Source organism: Marinobacter pelagius, from assembly GCF_003315345.1.
GTDB classification, from domain to species: Bacteria; Pseudomonadota; Gammaproteobacteria; order Pseudomonadales; family Oleiphilaceae; genus Marinobacter; species Marinobacter pelagius_A.
Genome location: NZ_QNRO01000001.1, coordinates 317,456 through 338,639, shown reverse-complemented (window position 1 = coordinate 338,639; position 21,184 = coordinate 317,456). Strand labels below are relative to the sequence as shown.

The window sequence follows — 21,184 nt, the reverse complement described above, 5'->3', positions numbered from 1 at the left end:
ATCAGGGTTTGTGCTTGCTGCCGAGAAAGCGGCGCATCAGCCCCTCGGAAAGGAAAACATGTGCCAGGGCGGGATACGGCAGGTAATGCAGGAAAAGGGTTGCCAACACCACCGCATCAAAGCCCTCGCCCAGGAACAGCCAGGCTGCAAAGGCGGCAAACAGGGCCCCGAGGAAACCACCATAGATCCAGAGCAGCCGGGATTTTTCCTCGGCCATAGGCATGCGTTCCAGAGCCTTGGCCACCGAAAAACCCATGTAGGCGGCAATGGCCGCGGCAATAATCAGTGAGGCCAGCAGGCCACTGAAACCGAGCAGGAAGCGGCACAGGTAGTTGGCAAGAAAGAACAGGACAATGCCTGTGATCGCGACGATGGTAATCCGGGTTTTTTCCATGGAGCCCCTGAACTTGTTGTTTTAAAAGCGGATTGGCCAGCGGCCATAGTCGGCCAACAATATGGCAGAGACCGGCTTCGAGTACCAGCCACAAGCGCCAGCCGGGACTACTCGCCCCGCCAGTTCACGCTGTAGAGATCGTGCCGGCGATCCTGCAGGTTCTTCACCGTTCCACTGTTCCGGGCGGTGATCAGGGTCTCCGGCCGCAGGTCTGCGAACGCCACCGTCTCGACATTGGGCTCGGTATCCGCCGCGATGCCGTCGCGGGCAAAGGGGAAGTCACAGGGGGTCAGGATGCAGCTCTGGCCGTACTGGATCTCCATGTTCGGCACGTTGGGCAGGTTGCCAACGTTGCCGGACAACACCACGTAGACCTGGTTCTCCACCGCCCGCGCCTGGCAGCAGTAGCGGACCCGCAGGTAACTCTGGCGCTCATCGGTGCAGAACGGCACGAAGATAATACTCACCCCCTGATCCACCAGATGCCGGGCCAGCTCCGGGAACTCGGCGTCATAGCAGATCAACACCCCGATGGTGCCGCAATCGGTTTCAATGGCATTCACGCGATTGCCGCCGCGCACATTCCACCAGTAGGCCTCATTGGGTGTCGGGTGAATCTTCGGCTGGGTGTATACCCGGCCATCCCGCAAGAAAACATGGGCCATGTTCCGGATGGTGCCATCCTCTTCCCGTACCGGGGTGGAGCCCGCCACGATGTTGATGTTGTAGCGCAGCGACAGATCCCGCATCAGTTCCCGGTAGCGTTCGGCGTAGTGAGTGACCGCCGAGAACGCCTCCGCCGGACTGCCGCCACGAGCCTCTATGGATAACAACTGGAGGGTGAACAGCTCGGGAAAGACCACGAAATCGCCCTTGTAGGTGGAGACGACATCCACAAAGTAACGAACGATCTCACTGAACTCATCGAACGAAGCCACCGGCCGCTGCTGGTACTGGACGGTGCCGATGCGCACAGTGTCTGGCATCCGGTGCCCGTAACGCTTGCGCTTTTCATCCTGGCCGCTCCGGGGAACCTTGGGATTGCGCCAGACCAGGTGAATGCCATAGCCCATGGAATCATGGTCGGCATCCAGGTAGTGGGGAATGATGTCGTGGATTTCGAAGCCCTGATGCATCTGGAACGACAGCACAGGGTCTTTCTGTTCCTTGTTACGGACGGCATCGACATAGGCCTCCACCGTGCCGTATTTCTTCAGTTTCTGGCGCAGGGTAGGCAAACGCCCGGCAAATACCACGCCCTGGAGGTTCAGGGTCTGGCACAGGTTTTTTCGCTCGTTATAAAGGCGCTCGCCTATCCGATACCCGCGGCACTCCGGATCAACACACACCTCCATGCCGTAAAGCCAGTCGCCCTCCGGGTCATGGCGGGAGGCGTAACCATTGCCGGTTATCGACGTCCAGTCATGACGGGCCAAGGCCACCTCGCCGGCAATCCGGAACGTGGCGCAGTACCCCACGACCTGGTCTCCCAGCATGGCGACAAACTGACCCTCCGGAAAGGTATTGATCTGCCCGGTCAGGGGCCCCTTGGTGTAGCCGTACATGCCGGTCCCCTCGTATACCCGGCGGCTCAGTTCGATGATCCCGGGAATATCATCAAGGGTGGCGTTGCGGACAAAAAGGCGTTGGTCGGGATCGGAAAAAGGTGGGCACATACATACCTCGAAGCAGGCGCGGAAATGCGCGGGCATGCACTCATATTTGGTCCGGCGACTCCGTTTCGTCAAGCGGCGGCCGCAGCGGCAAGCGCTCGATCACGGTATATACCGACCCACCGGCTCCCGGGGCGCTCTCGAACAGAACGAACTCCGTCACCGGGAGCACCCCGAATCGGTCCTGCCCGTGCTCTTCCAGCAGGCTCACAATCGAGGCGGCCTGCTTGCGGAACCGGGACACCGTGATATGTGGCCGGAACCCGCGGTGCTCCGTCTCGAAACCGGCAGCCGCCACCTGGGCGGACAGCTGATCATACAGCTGCGCCACCGGCGCCTCCGGCGAGACACCGGCCCAGAGGTTCCGGGGCTGTTCCGGGCGGCCAAAGGCGCCCAAGCCAGTCACTTCCACCTCGAAGGCGGGCGTGGAGACCATGGAGGCTGCGTAGCTCAAGGTCTCCAGATCCTCATCCTTCACGCTTCCGATAAAGACCAGAGTCATGTGCAGCTGATTGCGGCTCTGCCATCGGGCCCCGTTGATCGGAGTCTTGAGCTTCAGCAAGCGCTTTTTGACCTCCGACGGGATTTCCACCCCGAAAAACACCCGGGGCACGGCTCAGTCCTCGTAGATCATCTTGCGGGTCATACCGCCATCCACCACATAGTTCTGGCCGGTGATGAAACCCGCTTCTTCGGAAATCAGGAAGGCCGCCAGGCTGGCAATATCTCGCGGCTCGCCCACCCGACCGGCAGGATGCTGACGGTGATCGCTTTCCGACAGTGGGGGAGCTTTTTGTTCCCGATCCTGCCAGGCACGGGTGTCGATCCAGCCCGGGCTGATGCAGTTGACCCGGATTTCCGGCCCCAGGCTCATGGCCAGGGCGTGGGTCAGGGCAACGATGCCGCCTTTGGTGGCGGCATAGGCCTCGGTGTCAGGCTCCGATTGCAGGGCCCGGGTGGAAGCGATGTTGACGATGGCGCCGCCATTCTTCCGGAGATGGGGCACCGCATGCTTGGTAACCAGGAACGGACCGGTCAGGTTCACATCCAGCCGACGCTGCCAGACAGCCAGGTCCAGCTCCTCAACAGGCCCGTTCTCGGGGCCGGCCAGCCCGGCGTTATTGATCACCGCGTCCAGTCGGCTGTGCCAGTCGGTCGCCGCGCGGATCATGCCGGCAACCTCCGCTTCACTGGTCACATCGGCCTGGAAATACCGCACCTGGTCGCCAAGCCGTTGCTGCAACCATTCACCCTGCTCCCGGTCAACATCGCAGAAGGCCACCTGCCAGCCGCGATCGGCCAGGAACTGCACCAGGCCACGGCCAATTCCCCGGGCTCCGCCGGTTACCAGGGCCACTCGGGCTTCGTTTGTCACCTCGACCTCCGTTTACCAGGGCAACTCGTCGCCATTGCTGTGCCAGAAGGAACCGGTGTTCTCCAGGTTCAGGTTGGCAATCCGATCCGCCAGCCCACGGGCCGATTCCCCGGGCGTGATCATCCCCCCGAAGTTCACCATGCGGGTCTTCACGTAACCCGGATGCAACTGGGCCACGGCAATGCCCTTCGGCTTGAGATCCACCGCCAAAGACTTGCCAAAAGCGTTCAGGGCCGCCTTGGAGGCGCGGTACCCATAGCGGCCACCGGAATCGTTGTCGGCAATGGAGCCCATGCGGCTGGTGATGTTGGCGATCTTGCCGCCCTCTTCAATCTGCGGAACCAGTGCCTCGGCTACCCGCAGCGGCGCGTAGGCGTTGATCTCCATCTGCTTGCGGATGGAATCGAAATCGATGCTGCCGAGCTGTTCGTCCTGCAGCAGGCCGGCATTGTTGATGAGCAGCCGGATTTTCTTGCCCGCCAGGGCCGATCTGAGTTTTTCGATGCCGGCCTCGGTAGTGACGTCCACCCCGTCGATGACCTCGGAGGCCACCTCTGCCAGCTCATCGGAAGACTGCCGGCATACGCCGATCACGTCGCCGCCCTCACGGGCATAATACCGTGCCAGTTCCAGGCCGATTCCCCGGTTGGCGCCGGTAATGACAACTACTCCGGATGCAGACATGATTCCTCCGTTTCACTATTGGATTCAATTGGTTGGATCAGTAGATCTGGACAAGCAGCCACACTGTAACGATCAGTGCCAGCAGAAACCAGCGGGCGTACTGGTCGGGCTTGTCCTGATCCGGGGATGAAGCGGGTGCTGTGGAGCCTCCCTCTTCGTATTCCCGGATCAGCTCGCGGGCCCGGTAGAGGTCCTCATCATCCACATGGACATTGCTGAAACCGGCCGCACCGATCTCCCCCAGAGCGCCCTGCAGGTAATGGCCGCCAACGTAGGATTCGATTCCATGGACCTCCAGAAACCCGGCTACAATGTGTGCTTCGGTAATGTCCCGGGCCCGATAGGCTATTTGCAAAGGCCTACTCCTTCTGTGACATTCAGGGGCAGCACCCGCCCGTTAACGCGGTTATGATTTCAGCATAGACCCACCCGCTCCAGGGAGCCATCAAGGATACGCAGTGGATATTATCTGGATTGTTCTGGCCATCGTGCTGCTCATTGTGGCCGCCACCTTTTTCCTGTTCAGGATCGAAGACCTGTCCCACCTGGATGACAGGGATTACCCGGTGCGGGAAAGAACCCCGAGCGAAGGTCATCAACAGGTTCTGGGACAGCTCCGGGAGTTGAGGGAAGCCGCCAAGGACCTCAAGGGCAAGGCCCGGCTGATGGCCCTGCGCCAGCACATGGATACTCTCAGCGAAGGCATGGCGCTGGTATCGGAATTCCGGCATAACGAGGAGCCGCGCGGCGAATGGGTCATCGCGCCCGGAGTCGATACCCGCCGGCGTGTGCTCTATATCCACGGTGGGGCCTGGGCAGCCGGCAGCCCCAGGAGCCACCGGACCATTACCGACCGGTTCTCCAGGCTGGCCAATGCCGCGGTTTTCACCGTGGATTACCGGCTGATGCCGGAACACCGTTTCATGGATGGGGTACGGGATTGCCAAAGGGCCTACAGCTGGCTGCTGGACCACGGACCGGAGGGTCGGGAACGCGCCAGCTTTATCGTGGTGGCGGGAGATTCCGCCGGTGGCAGCCATACCCTGAGCCTGCTGGCCTGGGCGCGGGATAACGGGCTCAGGCAGGCCGATGCGGCGGTTGCCCTGGCGCCCTCAACCGACCTGACCCTCACCGCCCCCAGCAACCGCAACAACATTCCCACCGACCCATTGCTGGGCCCGGTGTTTGGCGGCCTGGCCAAGATCCCGCTGCCAATTATCTGGTGGGGAACCCTGGCGGCCTTCCGGGTGTCACCGACCAATCCGGTCGCCTCCCCGCTGCGGGGCAGCCTCGCCAACCTGCCGCCAACCCTGATCCATGCCAGTGATACCGAAATGCTGCTGGATAACGCCAAACGCTACGCCGCCAAGGCCCAGTCCGAAGGGTCCATGGTGGAACTCCATACCTGGCCCGGCATGGTGCATGTGTGGCACATTTTTGGCGACATGCTCCCGGAGGCTCAGGAAGCGTTCGAGGACATCCGGGAGTTCCTGGCCGATGTCGAGGCCGGCAAGAGCGAATAGGTTGCCCCATGTGCGGACGATTCACCTTTTACACACCGCCGGAAACCCTGATCCTTGAGTACTTTCCGGAAGGGCTCGAAGTGGACGGCCAGTTTGAGCCCAGCTACAACATCACGCCCGGTGTAGGCATTCCCATGATTCGCATGACCATGAATGGCACCCTGATCATGGCCCACTCCCACTGGGGCTTCCGTCCGGTCTGGGCCGGCGAGAAAGCGCCCTCACCCATCAACGCCCGGGCGGAAACCGTGGCCACCTCGAAATATTTCCGCGAGGCGTTTGCCCACCACCGGTGCCTGATCCCTGCCAACGGCTGGTACGAATGGATGGCAACGGAACACGGCAAGGAGCCCCACTACGTCACCCCGAGGGATCCGGACAAAGACCCGGCTATCTTTTTTGCGGGCGTGTGGACGCCAATGGAAGGGGATGAAACCACTGCCTGCGCCATCATCACCGAACCAGCCCACGATGCGTTGAAACACATCCACGACCGGCAACCCGTGGTGCTTGATCCCGGCTGCCTGCGGGACTGGCTGAACCCGGAGCTGAGCGAACGCTCGGCTGTCCGGGCGGCAACCCAACGGCTGCCCCCGGAGCGTCTTGAGGAATACGAAGTCTCCCAGGCGGTCAACAATCCCCGCCACAACGACCCGGAACTTCTGAAGAGGGCAAAATAGACAGGGATAGGCCGGCTATTTTCGCACCCACTTGTCACCGACCCGGACAAACTGGCCGGCGGGAGTCTTTTCCACTGCCTTCTTGCCGGCAACAGCCTCCACTTCGGCAACCGGAATATTGTGCTTGGCGGCAATGCGACTGTATTCCTGGCGCCGGGCCTCGTTAATGGCGTCAACGATTTCCCGGGCATTGCCGTCAGCTTTGACCACCGCCAGATAGCCCGTGGGGGTCTCGCCCACCAGCCCGGATTGCTTGGCAGTATCGAGCTGCTGCTTGGCCTCTTCGAGACTCATGGCAAGCGCGGGCAGACTCAGACACAGGGCCAACACAAGCACGCCGAATTTACTGAACAATCTCATGATTCTCTCCCCGTTGAAGCGTCCACGACCATCAGAACAGGCCCTGGTCTTCGAACAACTCGTCCACTTCCTTATCAACTTTCACGTAGATCTCGTGCTGGATCTTGACGTTCAGGTTGACGGTGATGGGCTCCTTTGGCGCCGCCATCTGCACGGTTGGCGTGCAGGCTGCGGACAGCAGGGCAATGGTGGCTATCACAGCCCCCTGTCTTAACCGGGCGGTGCCGGCAGATATCCGGCTTTGCGCTTTCATAGATCTCCCCCGTTTATTGTGGCCGGTAAAGCAGGATCAGTTTTTCCCGTTACCAGACTCACGCTTTTCCATCAGTTTCCGGACTTTCTCGGTGACCGCTTCGTTCACCCGACCGCTGAGCTGCAGGCTGGTCAACAGTGCCGGAATATCCTCCTGCAGGTTGATGTTCACCACGATCGGGTGGCCATCCCGCACCTGCGGATTGCTACCCTCGAGCCTGAGACCGAGGTTCAGGGTTCCTTCCTGATCATAGTCTATCGTGCTGTTCAGCACGGAATAGTTAAAGTTCTGAAGGGCCCGCACCACCAGGTCCATGGTTTCGTTGTTCCGGGCCAGTGCCTGCAACCGGTCCGCGGGAAGTTTCAGGGTGCCTCCGGGCGCCACGGCCCTGATGTTGCCTCCGGAAACCTGCACACCCTGCCGGCTGATCACCAGCGGCACTTCACCCTGAAGCGTGCCACTACCTGCCAGTCCCTCGGCGGGATAGACGGTCATCAGGCGGTCGACCTGTATGCCATTGAGCCACACAGGGACGGTCACTGGCAGATCAGCCAGGCTCCACTCTCCCGGCTTGACCCTGACCTCTCCACCCAGAAATCCGGCGCGAGCCCGAACCACTGAAACCGTTCCCTGCATCAATACCTGCAACGGCGCACGGTAGCTGCCCGTGACGGAGACCGGCCCCAGCGGCACCCCGGGATTGAGCTGGTCCAACTGCAGTTCCGAGGTACGGGCTACCAGGTTATCGTCCAACGACAATTCCAGGGTTCCGCTCAGGCCGGTCCAGGCCATTCGACCCACAATACCGGACATCCCGCTGGCGATAATTTTGCCCTCAAGCGACGGCCCCGTGTCCGGAAGGCGAACGCTGGCGTTCGCAGAAAGACTCCCATCGCTGATCTCGATCCCGGCTGGCCATTGTTCCAGGGTTTCCGCCAGGATCCGACTGGCATTGCTGCCTTCCAGCTCTGCGCTGACAGTCACCCGTGGAGTTGCGCTGAAGGGCCAGCGGGCTTCGACGTCTAACGCCAGCCCAGCAGCTCCCTTCGCCGCGCCACGGATATCGACCCGGTTCAGATCCGCATCCAGCTCGCCTTCAAAGTTCCAGGACTGTGGTTTCAGATTGGCCTGCTGCAACATCCCGACATCAAGCGTCAGGGGGCCGACCAATCGCGCCTTCTCAAGGCTTCGGTTGCTCAGGCTGTACCCGGCTTCGAGCGTGCTACCACCTGGCCGCACTTCCACCTGTTCCAGACGGACTGTCTCGCCCCCATCCGGGCTAGCCACTCCATTCATCGTCAGGATTGAGCCGGCCAGAACCTCCAGCCTGGCTGACGCCACACCCGCGGTTCCGGCCATTCCGATACGCCCCTCGATGCCGTCGATGCGCCAGCCTCCAGGCTCGGAGTCCGGCAACGAACCGTTGACCCAGAGTTCGGTCGTCTCCACACGCCACTGCTCCGGGTCCGGCGTCAGCTCAACGTAAAGGTTTCCGCGGATTTCGGTGTCGTCGGGCAGATCAACCCGTAGACTGCTCACTGAAATGGTGTCCGGAAGCCAGGTCGGCGACTGCTCGGGCAACAGCGATGGTTTCGCCCCCGATCCACCCGCTGCAGGCTCCGGCCATTCCGGTATATCAATGTCGAGCTGTTCAACCCGGACGCTGGCCAGCGAAAGAGTCTGCCAGTCCCAGCCCAGCACAAAACCCGAACCGTTTACCGCGAACGGCCGCGCCGGATCGGAGCTGACCAGGGAAAAGCCGTCGGCACGAATGCCTTCCAACGAGAGATGCATTCCCTGCCAGTCGAACTTCTGGATCGCCTGGTTCGCCATCAACTGCTGCCAGGCGTCCCGGGCATAGACACCGGCACCGATTACCACCAGCAACAGAAGAGCGACGGCCGCGGCTAACCACCGGCCGATCCTGCTTGCCCTCGTACGTTTTCCTGCTCCCACAGATTGCTTCCTGCCAACGTCAAACAAGCCGTAACCTGACATCCGGCCCGATCAGTAATAAGGTTTATACAGATTCAATGTTGCGGAGTAACGGCATGGCGTCAATGCTGCGGCAAATACTGGTTCTGACATTGCTCGGTCTTGTTCTTGGCGGCTGTGCCAGTAATCAGCACCTGCAGACCGGCGAAACCGGGCAGTTTTCGCCGGTTGAAGCGCCGGATTCACCAGAGAAGGTCGACCGGTTGTGGCAGGTCTTCGAGCGCTATCAGGGCACCCCCTATCAATACGGAGGCACCTCAGCCCGGGGGTTCGATTGTTCCGGGTTTATCTTAACAGCTTATCGGGAAGGGCTCGGCCAGACTCTGCCCAGAACCACCGCCCAGATGCTTCGCCATGGCCGGGAGGTATCGCCGGACCAGGTGGAACCGGGGGACCTGGTGTTTTTCAGGATTGGCGGGAAGGAACAGCGTGCCGGCATCTACATGGGCGAGAACCGGTTCATTCATGCCTCCACTTCCGTCGGCGTCACCCTGTCAGAACTGGACGGCTATTACTGGGCCGACCGTTTCACCGAGGCACGACGTTTCGAGGACGACTGATCAGGTTTTTCCGGGGTTGCCCGGAGTTACAGGCCGCCGATGGCCAACTGCAGGGCAATGGCGGCCATCATCAGACCGATCACGCCATCAATGACCCGCCAGGCCGTCGGTCTGGACAGGACTGGTGCCAGTGCCGACCCGCACCAGGCCAACCCGCCAAACCACAGGATCGACGCACTGCTCGCGCCCGCGACAAAGCTGGTGGCGTCCTCCTGCTGGGCGCCCACAGCCGGAATCAGCAAAAGGGTGTCGAGATAAACCTGGGGGTTGAGCAGGGTGACGGCCAGGGTGGTAAACAGCACCCCCTTCAGACTGCGCCGGTTAACTTCCCCGGCCTCAAGCGCCGCCCTGCCCCGGCTTGCCCGCACCAACGCCTGCAGTGCCAGCCAACCGAGAAATGCCACACCCAGCCAGCGCAGCAGCTCAAGGGCCTGGGGCATGGCCATCAGTGCCGCACTCACGCCGAACATGCCCAGGGTAAACAGGATCACATCCGAAGCCATGCACAGCCCCGCCGACCACCAGTGATGCTCACGGCGAATGGCCTGGCTCAGCACGTAGGCATTCTGGGCGCCGATCGCCACGATAATGCCGCCGCAAACCACCAACCCGGTCAGATAACTCTCAAGCACGCTCAATCTCCCTGAAAAACTGGCGCAAGCATAACGCGACGGCTATATACTTGAAATTCATACTCGTAATATTGCATCAGTTTTACTTATGATTGACTACAAATTGCTGGAAGCGCTGGCGACGGTTGTCGAATGCGGAGGTTTTGAGCGCGCCGGCGCTGCCCTCGGGCTCAGTCAGTCGGCGGTGTCCCAGCGGATCCGCACGCTGGAGATTCGGCTGGGTCAGCCGGTGCTCGTTCGCAGCCCAGCCCTGAAAGCCACACCCGCCGGCCAGCGGCTGCTCAACCACGTACAGCAGGTGCAGTTGCTGGAGCGGGATCTGGCGAAATCCCTGCCTACCCTCAATGAGCCCTCGGCGCGGCTACGCATTGCTTTGAACGCCGACAGCCTGGCCACCTGGTGGGCCGATGCCATCGCTGACTTCTGCCGGGACGAGGAGCTGTTGCTTGACCTTGTGATAGAGGATCAGGACATTGGTCTGCGCCGAATGCGCGAGGGCGATGTCGCCGCCTGCCTGTGCAGCAGCCCACAACCGGTCGCGGGCGCGCGCTGCGTGCCCATGGGTTCAATGATCTACCTGCCGCTGGCAACCCCCGAATACATCAGAAGGTATTTCCCCGAGGGATTGACCGAGACAGCATTGCGGGACGCGCCAGCGATCGTATTCGGACCAAACGATCAGTTACAACATCGCTTTCTGGCACAATGCGGCTTTCATGGTTCCTTTCCCCACCATCTCTGCCCATCCTCAGAAGGATTTGTAAAGCTGGCAACCACTGGCATGGGCTATGGCATGATTCCGGAAATCCAGGTGCGGGAGGAACTGGCGGCGGGAAGACTGTCCAGCATCGCCACCGGGCAACAACTGGAAGTGAAGCTATACTGGCATTTCTGGCGCCACGGCGGAGGTGCCATGGACCGTCTCACGCAGGCCCTGCAGTCCAACCGCATTTCCCATCGATAAAGGAGCTTTCACATTTGGATCTGACCACCCCCGCCTTGCTGTTCCCCGCCATTTCTCTGCTGTTACTGGCTTACACCAACCGGTTTCTGGTTTTGGCCCAGCTAATCCGCCAGCTCAAGCAGATGGACTCCGAAGACGATCACGCCCTGATTGCCCGCCAGATCGGTATGCTGAGAAAGCGCATCGTGCTGACCAAACGCATGCAGACATTTGGCGTGCTCAGTTTCTTCCTGTGCACAGTGTCCATGTTCCTGCTGTTTCTGGGATCGGAAATGCCGGGCATTGTGGCGTTTGGTATCAGCCTGGTGTTGCTCTCCCTTTCACTGCTGTACTCGCTGTACGAGATCCAGATTTCCACCAACGCCATCAACGTGGAGCTCTCCAACTTCGAGGCGAGAAAAAGCGAGAGTCAGGGCTGAGGCGACTACCGTGAGCCCGTGGAGTCGATTCCAAACCAGTGGGGGAAGCGCAGCAGGCAATACAGGGCCAGCACGTCATAAAGCGCATGCCAGAGCATGACCATGCCCAGGCTCGCGGAGAGATGGTAGGCGGCGCCCAGAACCAGACCCAGCCCGGTGGCCACCAGGAAATAGGTGAATGACACGTAGTGAACCAGGCCAAACAGGACTGACGACGCAATAACGGCGGTCCAGGGCCCGGTGTGCTGAATCAGCCAACCCTGGACGGCTCCCCGGAACAGGAGCTCCTCTCCGACACCCGCTAGCACCGATAATGACACCAACACCGTCCAGGAAAAGCTGCGGGCGAAACGGTGCAGCCCGCGCATCTGCTGTTCCAGGTTGTCGGGGAACAGGCCCGGGATCCGGGTTATCAGAATCAGCGTGAGATAAGTGCCGACAGCGCCAAGAGCGCCGTACAGCACGATCTCGAACCCGCCCAAACCACCCCACTGCACGGGAATATCGAACAGCCAGATCGCCAACAGGCCAACGACGCCGATGCCGCCCTGAAAAACCAGGGCGGCCCGGGTAGAGATGGAAGAACCTCCCGTTCTCGCCATGACTTACTGGCTGAACAGATCTTTCACGGGGAACAGGTCGTCATACTCTGGCGGCTGCTTCTGACCCTTGGCCTGGAAGGTCTTCATCATGTCATTGGGGCGGAACATGCCGGCCTGCCAGGTGGCCATGTACTTCAGGCTGTCTTCCACCGAGTGGTCCCGGCTGTAGTTGATCATCTCCTTGCAGCCGGTAACCGCCAGCGGCGAATTGGCAGCGATCCGGGCGGCGATCTCCATCACGCCCTCCAGCATGGTCTCGTGATTGTCGTATACGGTATTCACAAACCCCAGGCGGTGGGCCTCATCCGCACCAAACTTCCGGCCGGTATAGGCCAGCTCACGCACCACACCTTCTGGGATCAACTTGGGCAGGCGCTGCAGGGTACCGACATCCGCGGTCATGCCCAGCTCGGTTTCCTTGATGGTGAAGTAGGCATCGGCTGTGCAGTACCGGCTGTCTGCCGCACACACCAGGTCCAGGGCACCGCCGATGCAACCGCCATGCACCGCCGCCAGCACCGGCAGACGAACCTTCTCCAGCGAGCTCAGGGTGTCCTGCAGCTGCAACACCACCCGGCGAAGGTTCTCGGCCATCCGGCCCGGGTCGCCCCCCATGGGTACGGCCTTTGAATCGGTAAACACACCCAGATCCATGCCAGCGGAGAAATGTTTGCCGGTAGACGAGATCACGATCACGCGGGCATCGGTGTTGGCTTCAATATCCTGCATGCACCGTGGCAATTCCAGCCAGAAGGCCTTGTTCATGGTGTTGAGGGCGTCCGGCCGTTTGAACTGGACATGGGCGATGTGATTGGACACATCAACCGAGAAACTCTGGTAGGAGAAGGGTTCGGTCACGTTTTGTCTCCGTTGGTCATTGAAAGCGATAAGAACCGGAAATTTCGTAATATTTTCAGCTATTTTCTGATGATTTTCCGTGATTGCCTCCGAATATACCGCTCAACTGCCAAAGACGAAAGCGGCGCATTACAACTCCGTCCCAACTCTGCCCTCCGCTTGCCGATAGAAAAACTTGTGCTAAGCTTTAACGTGAGCAAATCCTTTTTCGGGATTCATCATCTGATTCAACAGGGAGGAAGCCGGAATGCGCACTTCAGAAGCATTCAGGAAAACATTGCTGGTCTCCATTATGGGGCTCGGTCTCTCCGGCCTCGCAGCGGCACAGGGTTACATGGGGCCCGGTATGATGGGACCCGGCATGGGCCCCGGAATGGGCTATGGCATGGGGCCAGGTATGGGTTACGGCCCTGGTATGGGTTATGGCCCCGGAATGCATGGCATGGGACCGGGCATGGGCTACGGCCCCGGGATGCACCGTGGCATGGGTCCCGGCATGGGCTATGGCCCCGGCCCGGGCATGATGGGGGGCTACCCGGGCATGGGGCCGGGTGCCGGATTGGACCTGACAGATGAACAAAGACAGCGCATGCAGGAAATCCAGAACCGGCACTGGCAACAACAACAGGAGAGAATGCAGGAGATGTACGAGCGGCGTCAGAAATTCCAGGAAGAAATGAACGACGTGCTCACTGACGAGCAGCGCCAACAGCTCCAGGACCGCCAGCGCCAATAATATCAGGGCTGGTAAGGCCGTTCGCTTGACGCGAACCCGCGCCTGCGAGGTGCGGGTTTGTTTGTCAGGCACCCGGCAAAAGGGCGTGCGGTAAACCGCCGAAATAGACCACCCGGGACAATTGGGTGGGCGTCAGTTCCAGCTCATAACAGGTCTGCAAACGCTGCAAGGTTTCGTCTGCATCATGTGGAGCAGGCGCCATTTCCCGGACAAACTGGGCGATATCCTCCACCATGGCCCAGGGATAGAGAATCCAGCGCCACTTTCGCACCTCGCCGGCACTGAAATCCGCCGGGCAGGTGGTCACCAGTTTTTCATGGAGTACGGCAGTCCGGAGCTCCGCCGGGCCGAGGGGCTCCAGGTAAGAGCGCGCCGCCCGCAGGGTATCGCCACTGTCATTGACATCGTCAACCACCAGTATCCGGGCGCCGCGGATGTCCGTGGCCAGGGGGATGGTCACCCGGGCCTCCTCACCCTTGCTGGCTCCAGCCTCGTAATGCTGGACGCGGATGGAACACAATGCACCCAGGTTCAGGAAATCACACAGGAAACGGGCAGGCATGAAGCCACCCCGGGCGACAGCGACGATCATATCCGGGCGGAACCGGCTGGCCAGGATGTGCCTCGCGACTTCGTCACAGGCATCCACCACCTCATCCGGGCTGAGCAACTGGACCTGCATGATCGTCGGTTCTGCCATCAGTGACTCCTGCCTTGTGATCCTGTCTTTCAATTTTATACTCTTTCAAAAGCCCCAACAGGAAACCCCATGGATTTCACCTTCCTCGGCACATCAGCCGGCACGCCGACAAAGGCCAGAAATGTCACTGGCCTGGCCCTGATGCATGGCAAACCGAAACACTGGTACCTGATCGATTGCGGTGAGGGCACCCAGCACCAGTTGCTGCACACCCGCCACTCGGTGATGCAGCTGCAGGCGATTTTTATCACCCACGTGCACGGCGACCACACCTTCGGGCTGCCCGGCCTGCTCACCAGCGCCTCCATGCTGGGCCGCACCGAGCCCCTGTTTCTGGTTGCACCCAGGCCGGTGAAAACCTTTGTGGAAACCGCGCTGGGCAACAGCGATTCCAGCCTGAGCTATGAGCTCAAATACATCGACTCGGAAGCCGATGAGTTCTATTGGGAAGACGATGCCGTGGAGGTCATGGCCACCCCGCTTTCCCACCGGGTCTCCAGCCGCGCTTTCACCTTTACCGAGAAGAACCTGGAGCGTCAGCTGCTGAAGGACAGACTCGAGGCTGACGGCGTCGAACCCGGCCCGGCCTGGGGAGAGTTACAGCAAGGACGGGATGTGGTGCTGGAGAACGGAACGGTACTTCGCAGCGACCAGTACACCGCCATTACCCGGCAGCCCAGAAAAATCGTGGTGGGCGGCGACAACGACAACCCGGAATTACTCGAAGCCACCTGCCAGGACGCCCACGTGCTGATCCACGAGGCCACCTACACCCAGGAAGTAGCCGACCGCGTTGGCACCTGGCCCCAGCACAGCTCGGCAGCCCAGGTCGCCCGTTTTGCGGAGGCGGTGGGCATCCCCAACCTGGTACTGACGCATTTCAGCTCCCGCTATCAGCTTAGTCGTGATGCCTACCCGCACATCGGCGAAGTCGAAGCCGAAGCGGCGGGTCTGTACCGGGGCACTCTGTACCTGGCCCGGGATCTTCACAGCTACCGCCTGCACAAGGATCTCACCCTGCGGCCAGAACCGGCCCCCGGGGACTAGTCCGTCAACCCGGGGAACCAGAGTGCAATCGATGGGAAGACGATGCACAGAATCAGGCCCGTCAGCTGCAGTAGCACGAACGGAATAATCGACCGGTAGATAACGCCGATACTGACATTCCCCTGCGCAATGCCTTTCAGGTAGAACAGCGCATAACCGAACGGCGGCGTCAGGAAGCTGGTCTGCAGGTTGATCGCCACCAGGATGGCAAACCACACCATCAGGCCGGTACTACTCACCCCGGCAAACTCGAGCCCCTCTACCACCGGCAGCAACAGCGGCAGCACCACGAAACTGATCTCGATCCACTCCAGGAAGAACCCGAGGATGAAGATCAGGCCCATGAGCAGCAGCAACAGGCCATAGGGGCCAAGACCGGTACCGGTGATGATGTCCACGATCATGTCATCGCCGCCGAGGCGCTTGAACACCACGCTGAAACAGGTGGCGCCGATCACCACGAACAGGATCATGGCCGAGGTTCGAGAGGTGTCCCGGCACACCTGCCGGAGTGCGCCCCAGTTCAGCTGCCGCAGGCCCAGGGCAAGCACCAGGGAACCCGCAGCACCGATAGCTGCTGCTTCGGTCGGCGTCGCGATACCTGCCATGATCGACCCGAGAACGGCCACGATCAGAACCACCGGGCCTGCCAGATCCCTGAGCAGGGCGATTACCAGCGGCGAATGCTCCTCGGTAAGGTGCGCGTCCCCGCCTTCTTCAGCCAACGGCGCCCAATCCGGTTTCAGGTGGGCAATCACCAGAAGGTAAAGCGCATACAGACCGCCCAGTAACAGCCCCGGGAACAGTGCCGCCTTGAACAGATCGCCCACGGACAGGTTCATGATCGACCCCATCAGTACCAGCATGATCGAGGGCGGAATCAGGATCCCGAGAGTGCCCGAGGCAGCGACAACGCCGTAGGCAATTTCGGGCTTGTAACCCTGTCGCGTCATGACCGGCAGGGCAAGCAGACCGAGCATCACCACAGAGGCACCGATGATGCCGGTACTCGCCGCCATTACGATACCCAGCAGAGCCACCGAAATGGCCAGGCCACCACGAACCCTGCCAAACAGTCTCTGCAGGGTCAGAAGAAGATTTTTTGCCACCCCGGACTTTTCCAGCATCAGCCCCATGAACACGAACAGGGGAATGGCGATCAGCAGCCAGTTCTCGATGACACCCCCGAAGATCCGGGAAGATACCGTGCCCAGAAATGGCAGGGGAATATCGCCGATGAATGCGAAAAGGATACCGAGCCCACCCAGCAGGAAAGCCACCGGATAACCACTGAAAATACCCAGCAAAAGGGCAACCACCATGGCAATCGCAAGGCCGTATTCATCCAGCATGATGAGACTCCTCTGCGTTGCGGCGAGGATCAAGAATCTTTGCGAGGCGGTCGAAAATCTGACCAAGCGCACTGATGGCCAGAAGAGCCAGCCCCGCAGGCAGCGCCCCCTTGATCAGATAACGATCGGTAAGCCCGCCGTAGTTGGACTGCTCGCCGGAGAGGTAGGACATCTGGACAAAGTGCTTCGATAACCAGGCGATCAATACACAGAAAGGAATAAGGAATACCAGGTGACCAATGATATCGACCCAGTGTTTGCCTGTCGGACCCAGATTATGGTGCAACATATCGACCCGGACGTGGGTGTCCGAGTGCAAGGCATAGCTGCCTCCGATCAGTGTCAGCAGCCCGAACAAGTGCCACTGCATCTCGATCACTGAGTTGATGGTGATGGCATCGCCCAGCAACAGTATCTTGGTATCCCAGCTGTAGAGCTCATTCCAACCCACTGCGTTCATCACGACCGTGGTCAGCACCACAAACATGATCGCCAGCACAAGCCAGCTCGACACCCGGCCAAGCCAGACACCAATGGCGATCAGGGGAACAGCGATTGTTGCGAGAATTCTGGCGAGTCCGTTGCGCCAGGGTGGGAGGGAATCCGAATAATGACCAGTGTTGGAGTTCATACTGCAGGTGTATCCGTCAGGCCCGAATGAGTAGTGAAAAACCGGCGGTGGCACACGCCACCGCCGGCAGGAACATTACAGGATCAATCCCGGGGAATGGCCTGCAGGTCGTACCAGTCGTTGACCAACTGGGTATGTTCCATCAGGGACTCGTAAGCCTCCTTGAAGCGCGGGTTGTTCTTCATTTCCTCGGCGCGGACCTCGTTCCAGCCCTTGCGCAGCTCGGCAATGACCTCATCCGGGAAGCGCTTGACCTCGATGCCCTTCTCCTTCAGCTTGCCGATCACACGCATCTGCTCGGCCGGAGCCTCGGCCATGGACCATTGCAGGGTGGCCCGGCAGGCGGTCTCGAACTTGGCCTTGGTGGCGTCGTCATACTCGTTCCAGACATCCTTGTTGATGATGAACGAGAACCAGCTGGCCGACTGGTGCCAACCCGGGAAGTAGTAATACTTGGTGATTTCCTCGAAGCCCATCAGCTGATCCACCTGGGGTACCGAGAACTCGGTGGCGTCGATACGACCCCGCTCCAGGGCCAGGTAGATTTCCCCGCCGGGAATCAGCTGGGTGGACGCGCCGTATTTGTTCAGCACCTTGGCACCAAGACCGGAGATCCGGATACGCAGGCCATCGAAGTCCTTGATGCTGTTGATTTCCTTGTTGTACCAGCCACCGGTCTCCTGGGGCGAGATAAAGCAAGGCAGCACTTTCACGTTGTAGTCATCGTAGGCACTCTGGAGCAGCTCGGTGCCCTCACCTGACCACATCCAGGACATGAATGCTTCCGGGGTGGGGCCAAACGGCAGTGCGCCGTAGAGGTTGGTCACCGGCACCGTGCCGGCCCAGTAACCGATCCAGTCCCAGCCGGCGGGGATAGCACCGGAGGACACCGAGTTGAATACCTCGAATGCGGGCACCAGGTCACCGGGGTTGTGTACTTCCAGCTCGACATTGCCATCGGTGACAGTTTTCAACTCTTCGGCGAAGCGCACCGCACCCTCACCGATGAAGATATTGGTATTGAAGGTACTGGCCACATCCAGTTTTTTCGGGCCGGCGGCGTGAATGGCCGTCGACAGGGTCAGGGCGGTAAAGCCGGCTGCCAGCGCTGCGGGAACATTGAACTTCTGAGTCATGGTTTCTCTTCCTTTTGTTGTTCGTACATTGGTTTTGGAAAGATGAACCGAAGGGCCGGTTGCCCGGCCCGCTTTTCCTACTTCATCGAGATAGTAGTATTGACCTCTTCAGACAAATTGTCAGGTTCGAACCACCGTGCCGTGACGGTTTTGGTCTGGGTCCAGAACTGGATTGCCTGCTTGCCGTTGGGGCCGAGGTCGCCCAGCTTGGAGCCCCGGGAGCCGGTGAAGCTGAAGAAGGCGACCGGCACGGGGATCGGCACGTTGATACCCACCTGGCCCACATCAATGTCATTTTCGAAGCGGCGTGCGGCCCAGCCGGAGCCGGTAAAGATGGACGTACCATTGCCGTTAGGGTTCCGGTTGATGAACTCGATGGCATCATCGAGGGTATCCACTTCCACCACACAGAGTACCGGCCCGAAAACTTCCTCCTGATAGATGGTCATTTCCGGCTTCACGTTGGTGAAGATCGTCGGCCCCACGAAATTGCCCTCCGGGTAACCTTCAACCGTGCATCCGCGGCCATCGAGCGCCAGGGTGGCGCCCTCCTTCTCGCCTTTTTCAATCAGGCCGACCACCCGTTTGAGGGCCTGGGGAGAGACCAGCGGACCCAGATCGGCATCCCGCTGGATGCCCGGACCAACCTTCAGGTCTTTCGATTTCTCGATAATTTCCGGCAACCATTCCCGGGCCTTGCCCACCAGGACCAGCACCGAGTTGGCCATACAGCGCTGGCCGGCCGCACCAAACGCCGAACCGATCATATTGTTGATGGCCTGGCTGCGGTTGGCATCGGGCATGATCACGCAGTGGTTCTTCGCCCCCATCATGGACTGGACGCGCTTACCCGCAGCACCCGCGCGGTTGTAGATGTGGGTACCAACGTGGGTGGAACCGATGAAGGACAGTGCCTTGATGTCCGGGTGATCACAGATCATGTTGGCCACATCCGGACCACCATGAACCACGTTCAACACCCCGTCAGGAATGCCGGCCTCATGGGCCAGTTCCACCAGACGCATGGTGGAGCTGGGATCCTGCTCGGAAGGCTTGAGGATGAAGGTGTTGCCCGTCGCGATGGCCAACGGGAACATGAAACAAGGCAGCATTACCGGGAAGTTGAACGCAGTGATACCGGCGCCCACACCCAGCGGCTGGTTCAGGGAATAGACATTCACGCCACCGGCGGCGTTCTCGGCGATCTCACCAAGCTGCAGGGAAGTGATCGAACAGGCGTGCTCGATGACTTCCAGACCCCGGCCAACCTCGCCCTCGGCATCGGGCAGGGTCTTGCCGTGCTCCTCGGTGATCAGCGCCGCCAGCTCCTTGGTGTGCTCCCCCACAAGGGCCTGGAATTTCAACATGATGCGCATGCGCTGGGCCAGCGAGACCTTCCGCCATTCTCGGAACGCCTCCTTGGCAGAGGCAACGGCCCGCTCCACTTCCGCCTCGGTGGCAAACGGCACCCGGGAAACGACCTCCTGGGTGGCAGGATTGACGACATCTCGCCACTCCGAACTTTCTGAACGGACTGGCTTACCATCAATGAACAGGGGGATTTCACGAACAGACATGACTGACCTCCGGATGAACGATACAGGGCGTCGGATAAATATAGACCAAAGTACCGTTCACCGCCGGATCAGACAGCGTTCACATTCCCCACTCCTGCCCCGAATCCGGAGGCATCACCACCCACTCCGGCTCCTCGAACTCACCCAGCGGCGTGATCTCCACAAACGGCGCCGCGCTTCGAATGATTTCGGTAATCCTCGGATCCTTGTTGGTCTCCATGGCATCCCGGGATTCCTTGCTGTCCCAGGATGCGATGGCGATCAGGGTGTTCGGATCGCCAACCTTGCGGTGCAACATGGTGCCGCGGGCACCCGGCGCCTGCTGGATCAGTTCGCTAGCGCGAACCCAGGCGTCGGCGTACTCCTCGGCGGTGTGGCCTTCCTGGACTCGGACTTCAAAGATGTACTTCACGGCATCCACCTCTTTTCTGCATGGGACACAGCCATGGTCGGCGTCGATTTGCCCGGGATCAAGTACAACGCCGGAAGATTTGGCACGGGAGCGGGTTCGGTGCCACCCTTGTAATAAGGAGACATCATTTGCTTCAGCGAAGAGGAGTAACGATATGTACAGCAAAATCCTGGTTCCGGTGGACCTGTCCCACCTGGACAAAATGCCCAAGGCGCTGAACACTGCCATCGACATGGCCAAGCATTACAACGCCACCCTCTGCTATGTCACCGTAACCAACAGCACACCCGGCGCCGCCGCCCACAACCCGGACGAGCTTCGCGCCAAGATGAAGGAATTTGCCGAAGAACAGGGCAACGCCCACGGCATCAAAACCGACGCGGAAGTGCTGGAGTCGGTAGACACTGCAGTCGAACTGGACGACAAGCTGCTGGATGCCATCAAGGACACGGGTGCAGACCTGGTAATTATGGCCTCACATCCACCGGGTATCGGTGACAAGCTGCACCTGCTGCGCTCCAATGGTGCGAACATCGTCAAGCACAGTGATATCTCGGTGTTTGTGGTCCGTTAATGGTCAGCCCCAGCGCCTCCCTGGCAAAGGGAGCCCTGCCTGGCAGC

At 60.3% G+C, this 21,184-nt stretch carries 26 protein-coding genes; 8 read left to right on the top strand and 18 right to left on the bottom strand.

The window, feature by feature from the left end:
• Position 1: 1 nt before the first annotated feature.
• The 6 genes from DET50_RS01680 to DET50_RS01655 all read right to left on the bottom strand — a co-directional run bounded on the left by DET50_RS01680 (position 2) and on the right by DET50_RS01655 (position 4,481).
• On the bottom strand, positions 2-394 hold the full coding sequence (locus DET50_RS01680; RefSeq protein ID WP_113861144.1) for a hypothetical protein: 393 nt from the start codon (positions 392-394) through the stop codon (positions 2-4).
• A gap of 107 nt (positions 395-501) precedes the next feature.
• A complete protein-coding gene (locus tag DET50_RS01675; RefSeq protein ID WP_113861258.1) occupies positions 502-2,070 on the bottom strand; it encodes a bifunctional GNAT family N-acetyltransferase/carbon-nitrogen hydrolase family protein in 1,569 nt (522 codons plus the stop codon).
• A 40-nt stretch (positions 2,071-2,110) separates the two neighbouring features.
• Positions 2,111-2,680: an RNA 2',3'-cyclic phosphodiesterase gene (gene thpR / locus DET50_RS01670; protein ID WP_113861143.1), complete on the bottom strand. Its 570-nt coding sequence runs from the start codon at positions 2,678-2,680 to the stop codon at positions 2,111-2,113.
• Between the two features lie 3 nt (positions 2,681-2,683).
• Positions 2,684-3,442 carry an SDR family oxidoreductase gene (locus DET50_RS01665; protein ID WP_113861142.1) on the bottom strand — a complete coding sequence of 253 codons (759 nt, stop codon included), beginning with the start codon at positions 3,440-3,442 and terminating at the stop codon, positions 2,684-2,686.
• Positions 3,443-3,454: 12 nt separating this feature from the next.
• Positions 3,455-4,126 carry an SDR family oxidoreductase gene (locus tag DET50_RS01660; protein ID WP_113861141.1) on the bottom strand — a complete coding sequence of 224 codons (672 nt, stop codon included), beginning with the start codon at positions 4,124-4,126 and terminating at the stop codon, positions 3,455-3,457.
• Positions 4,127-4,163: 37 nt separating this feature from the next.
• Positions 4,164-4,481 (bottom strand): putative signal transducing protein, encoded by a 318-nt coding sequence (locus tag DET50_RS01655; protein WP_113861140.1) that lies wholly within the window; start codon positions 4,479-4,481, stop codon positions 4,164-4,166.
• A 109-nt stretch (positions 4,482-4,590) separates the two neighbouring features.
• Between DET50_RS01655 and DET50_RS01650 the strand changes: the two genes are divergently transcribed.
• Together DET50_RS01650 and DET50_RS01645 are read left to right on the top strand one after the other, a co-directional pair.
• On the top strand, positions 4,591-5,649 hold the full coding sequence (locus DET50_RS01650; RefSeq protein WP_113861257.1) for an alpha/beta hydrolase: 1,059 nt from the start codon (positions 4,591-4,593) through the stop codon (positions 5,647-5,649).
• Positions 5,650-5,657: 8 nt separating this feature from the next.
• Positions 5,658-6,329, top strand: a complete 672-nt coding sequence (locus tag DET50_RS01645; RefSeq protein ID WP_113861139.1) for an SOS response-associated peptidase — start codon at positions 5,658-5,660, stop codon at positions 6,327-6,329.
• Between the two features lie 15 nt (positions 6,330-6,344).
• Here DET50_RS01645 and DET50_RS01640 read toward each other — a convergent pair whose 3' ends face one another.
• Genes DET50_RS01640 through DET50_RS01630 form a run of 3 tightly spaced genes read right to left on the bottom strand, consistent with a single transcriptional unit; the run spans position 6,345 to position 8,898 of the window.
• Positions 6,345-6,689 (bottom strand): YdbL family probable chaperone protein, encoded by a 345-nt coding sequence (locus DET50_RS01640; protein ID WP_113861138.1) that lies wholly within the window; start codon positions 6,687-6,689, stop codon positions 6,345-6,347.
• Positions 6,690-6,720: 31 nt separating this feature from the next.
• Entirely contained in the window at positions 6,721-6,942 is a 222-nt protein-coding gene (locus tag DET50_RS01635) for a YnbE family lipoprotein (RefSeq protein ID WP_113861137.1), read from the bottom strand.
• A gap of 36 nt (positions 6,943-6,978) precedes the next feature.
• Positions 6,979-8,898: an intermembrane phospholipid transport YdbH family protein gene (locus DET50_RS01630; RefSeq protein WP_181799907.1), complete on the bottom strand. Its 1,920-nt coding sequence runs from the start codon at positions 8,896-8,898 to the stop codon at positions 6,979-6,981.
• Positions 8,899-8,993: 95 nt separating this feature from the next.
• Between DET50_RS01630 and DET50_RS01625 the strand changes: the two genes are divergently transcribed.
• Entirely contained in the window at positions 8,994-9,497 is a 504-nt protein-coding gene (locus tag DET50_RS01625; RefSeq protein WP_258546019.1) for a C40 family peptidase, read from the top strand.
• A 26-nt stretch (positions 9,498-9,523) separates the two neighbouring features.
• Here the strand turns inward: DET50_RS01625 and DET50_RS01620 are convergent, their stop codons facing one another.
• A complete protein-coding gene (locus tag DET50_RS01620; protein ID WP_113861135.1) occupies positions 9,524-10,129 on the bottom strand; it encodes a LysE/ArgO family amino acid transporter in 606 nt (201 codons plus the stop codon).
• Between the two features lie 88 nt (positions 10,130-10,217).
• On the opposite strand from DET50_RS01620, the gene DET50_RS01615 reads away from it, so the two are divergent.
• Both DET50_RS01615 and DET50_RS01610 read left to right on the top strand, forming a co-directional pair.
• Complete coding sequence (locus DET50_RS01615; RefSeq protein WP_113861134.1) at positions 10,218-11,093, top strand: LysR family transcriptional regulator ArgP; 876 nt, start codon at positions 10,218-10,220, stop codon at positions 11,091-11,093.
• A 14-nt stretch (positions 11,094-11,107) separates the two neighbouring features.
• Positions 11,108-11,512, top strand: coding sequence for a DUF2721 domain-containing protein (locus DET50_RS01610; protein WP_092006771.1), 405 nt, complete (start codon positions 11,108-11,110; stop codon positions 11,510-11,512).
• Positions 11,513-11,517: 5 nt separating this feature from the next.
• Here the strand turns inward: DET50_RS01610 and DET50_RS01605 are convergent, their stop codons facing one another.
• Positions 11,518-12,114 carry a CPBP family intramembrane glutamic endopeptidase gene (locus DET50_RS01605; protein WP_181799906.1) on the bottom strand — a complete coding sequence of 199 codons (597 nt, stop codon included), beginning with the start codon at positions 12,112-12,114 and terminating at the stop codon, positions 11,518-11,520.
• A gap of 3 nt (positions 12,115-12,117) precedes the next feature.
• Positions 12,118-12,972 (bottom strand): crotonase/enoyl-CoA hydratase family protein, encoded by an 855-nt coding sequence (locus DET50_RS01600; protein WP_092006774.1) that lies wholly within the window; start codon positions 12,970-12,972, stop codon positions 12,118-12,120.
• A 247-nt stretch (positions 12,973-13,219) separates the two neighbouring features.
• Between DET50_RS01600 and DET50_RS19385 the strand changes: the two genes are divergently transcribed.
• Positions 13,220-13,708 carry a hypothetical protein gene (locus DET50_RS19385; protein WP_181799905.1) on the top strand — a complete coding sequence of 163 codons (489 nt, stop codon included), beginning with the start codon at positions 13,220-13,222 and terminating at the stop codon, positions 13,706-13,708.
• A 64-nt stretch (positions 13,709-13,772) separates the two neighbouring features.
• Here DET50_RS19385 and DET50_RS01590 read toward each other — a convergent pair whose 3' ends face one another.
• On the bottom strand, positions 13,773-14,408 hold the full coding sequence (locus DET50_RS01590) for a phosphoribosyltransferase (protein WP_113861133.1): 636 nt from the start codon (positions 14,406-14,408) through the stop codon (positions 13,773-13,775).
• A 69-nt stretch (positions 14,409-14,477) separates the two neighbouring features.
• Between DET50_RS01590 and DET50_RS01585 the strand changes: the two genes are divergently transcribed.
• A complete protein-coding gene (locus tag DET50_RS01585; RefSeq protein WP_113861132.1) occupies positions 14,478-15,455 on the top strand; it encodes a ribonuclease Z in 978 nt (325 codons plus the stop codon).
• Here the strand turns inward: DET50_RS01585 and DET50_RS01580 are convergent.
• The 5 genes from DET50_RS01580 to DET50_RS01560 all read right to left on the bottom strand — a co-directional run bounded on the left by DET50_RS01580 (position 15,452) and on the right by DET50_RS01560 (position 20,563).
• Positions 15,452-16,807, bottom strand: coding sequence for a TRAP transporter large permease (locus DET50_RS01580; RefSeq protein WP_113861131.1), 1,356 nt, complete (start codon positions 16,805-16,807; stop codon positions 15,452-15,454). The two genes, DET50_RS01585 and DET50_RS01580, sit on opposite strands and share 4 nt — an antisense overlap.
• On the bottom strand, positions 16,797-17,438 hold the full coding sequence (locus tag DET50_RS01575) for a TRAP transporter small permease subunit (protein ID WP_113861130.1): 642 nt from the start codon (positions 17,436-17,438) through the stop codon (positions 16,797-16,799). Before DET50_RS01575 ends, DET50_RS01580 begins: the two co-directional genes overlap by 11 nt.
• A gap of 83 nt (positions 17,439-17,521) precedes the next feature.
• Positions 17,522-18,574, bottom strand: a complete 1,053-nt coding sequence (locus DET50_RS01570; protein WP_113861129.1) for a TRAP transporter substrate-binding protein — start codon at positions 18,572-18,574, stop codon at positions 17,522-17,524.
• A 77-nt stretch (positions 18,575-18,651) separates the two neighbouring features.
• Complete coding sequence (locus DET50_RS01565) at positions 18,652-20,151, bottom strand: CoA-acylating methylmalonate-semialdehyde dehydrogenase (protein ID WP_113861128.1); 1,500 nt, start codon at positions 20,149-20,151, stop codon at positions 18,652-18,654.
• Positions 20,152-20,230: 79 nt separating this feature from the next.
• A complete protein-coding gene (locus DET50_RS01560) occupies positions 20,231-20,563 on the bottom strand; it encodes an antibiotic biosynthesis monooxygenase family protein (RefSeq protein WP_113861254.1) in 333 nt (110 codons plus the stop codon).
• A 154-nt stretch (positions 20,564-20,717) separates the two neighbouring features.
• Here DET50_RS01560 and DET50_RS01555 point away from each other — a divergent pair, with 154 nt between their 5' ends.
• Entirely contained in the window at positions 20,718-21,137 is a 420-nt protein-coding gene (locus tag DET50_RS01555) for a universal stress protein (protein WP_113861127.1), read from the top strand.
• Positions 21,138-21,184: the final 47 nt, after the last annotated feature.

Bases quoted from the DNA above. Each gene is read 5' to 3' on its own strand.
- DET50_RS01570 (WP_113861129.1), bottom strand. From the start codon at position 18,574: ATGACTCAGAAGTTCAATGTTCCCGCAGCGCTGGCAGCCGGCTTTACC.
- DET50_RS01605 (WP_181799906.1), bottom strand. From the start codon at position 12,114: ATGGCGAGAACGGGAGGTTCTTCCATCTCTACCCGGGCCGCCCTGGTT.
- DET50_RS19385 (WP_181799905.1), top strand. From the start codon at position 13,220: ATGCGCACTTCAGAAGCATTCAGGAAAACATTGCTGGTCTCCATTATG.
- DET50_RS01555 (WP_113861127.1), top strand. From the start codon at position 20,718: ATGTACAGCAAAATCCTGGTTCCGGTGGACCTGTCCCACCTGGACAAA.
- DET50_RS01660 (WP_113861141.1), bottom strand. From the start codon at position 4,126: ATGTCTGCATCCGGAGTAGTTGTCATTACCGGCGCCAACCGGGGAATC.
- DET50_RS01675 (WP_113861258.1), bottom strand. From the start codon at position 2,070: ATGTGCCCACCTTTTTCCGATCCCGACCAACGCCTTTTTGTCCGCAAC.
- DET50_RS01680 (WP_113861144.1), bottom strand. From the start codon at position 394: ATGGAAAAAACCCGGATTACCATCGTCGCGATCACAGGCATTGTCCTG.
- DET50_RS01640 (WP_113861138.1), bottom strand. From the start codon at position 6,689: ATGAGATTGTTCAGTAAATTCGGCGTGCTTGTGTTGGCCCTGTGTCTG.
- DET50_RS01645 (WP_113861139.1), top strand. From the start codon at position 5,658: ATGTGCGGACGATTCACCTTTTACACACCGCCGGAAACCCTGATCCTT.
- DET50_RS01635 (WP_113861137.1), bottom strand. From the start codon at position 6,942: ATGAAAGCGCAAAGCCGGATATCTGCCGGCACCGCCCGGTTAAGACAG.
- DET50_RS01585 (WP_113861132.1), top strand. From the start codon at position 14,478: ATGGATTTCACCTTCCTCGGCACATCAGCCGGCACGCCGACAAAGGCC.
- DET50_RS01625 (WP_258546019.1), top strand. From the start codon at position 8,994: ATGGCGTCAATGCTGCGGCAAATACTGGTTCTGACATTGCTCGGTCTT.
- DET50_RS01575 (WP_113861130.1), bottom strand. From the start codon at position 17,438: ATGAACTCCAACACTGGTCATTATTCGGATTCCCTCCCACCCTGGCGC.
- DET50_RS01615 (WP_113861134.1), top strand. From the start codon at position 10,218: ATGATTGACTACAAATTGCTGGAAGCGCTGGCGACGGTTGTCGAATGC.
- DET50_RS01580 (WP_113861131.1), bottom strand. From the start codon at position 16,807: ATGCTGGATGAATACGGCCTTGCGATTGCCATGGTGGTTGCCCTTTTG.
- DET50_RS01590 (WP_113861133.1), bottom strand. From the start codon at position 14,408: ATGGCAGAACCGACGATCATGCAGGTCCAGTTGCTCAGCCCGGATGAG.
- DET50_RS01565 (WP_113861128.1), bottom strand. From the start codon at position 20,151: ATGTCTGTTCGTGAAATCCCCCTGTTCATTGATGGTAAGCCAGTCCGT.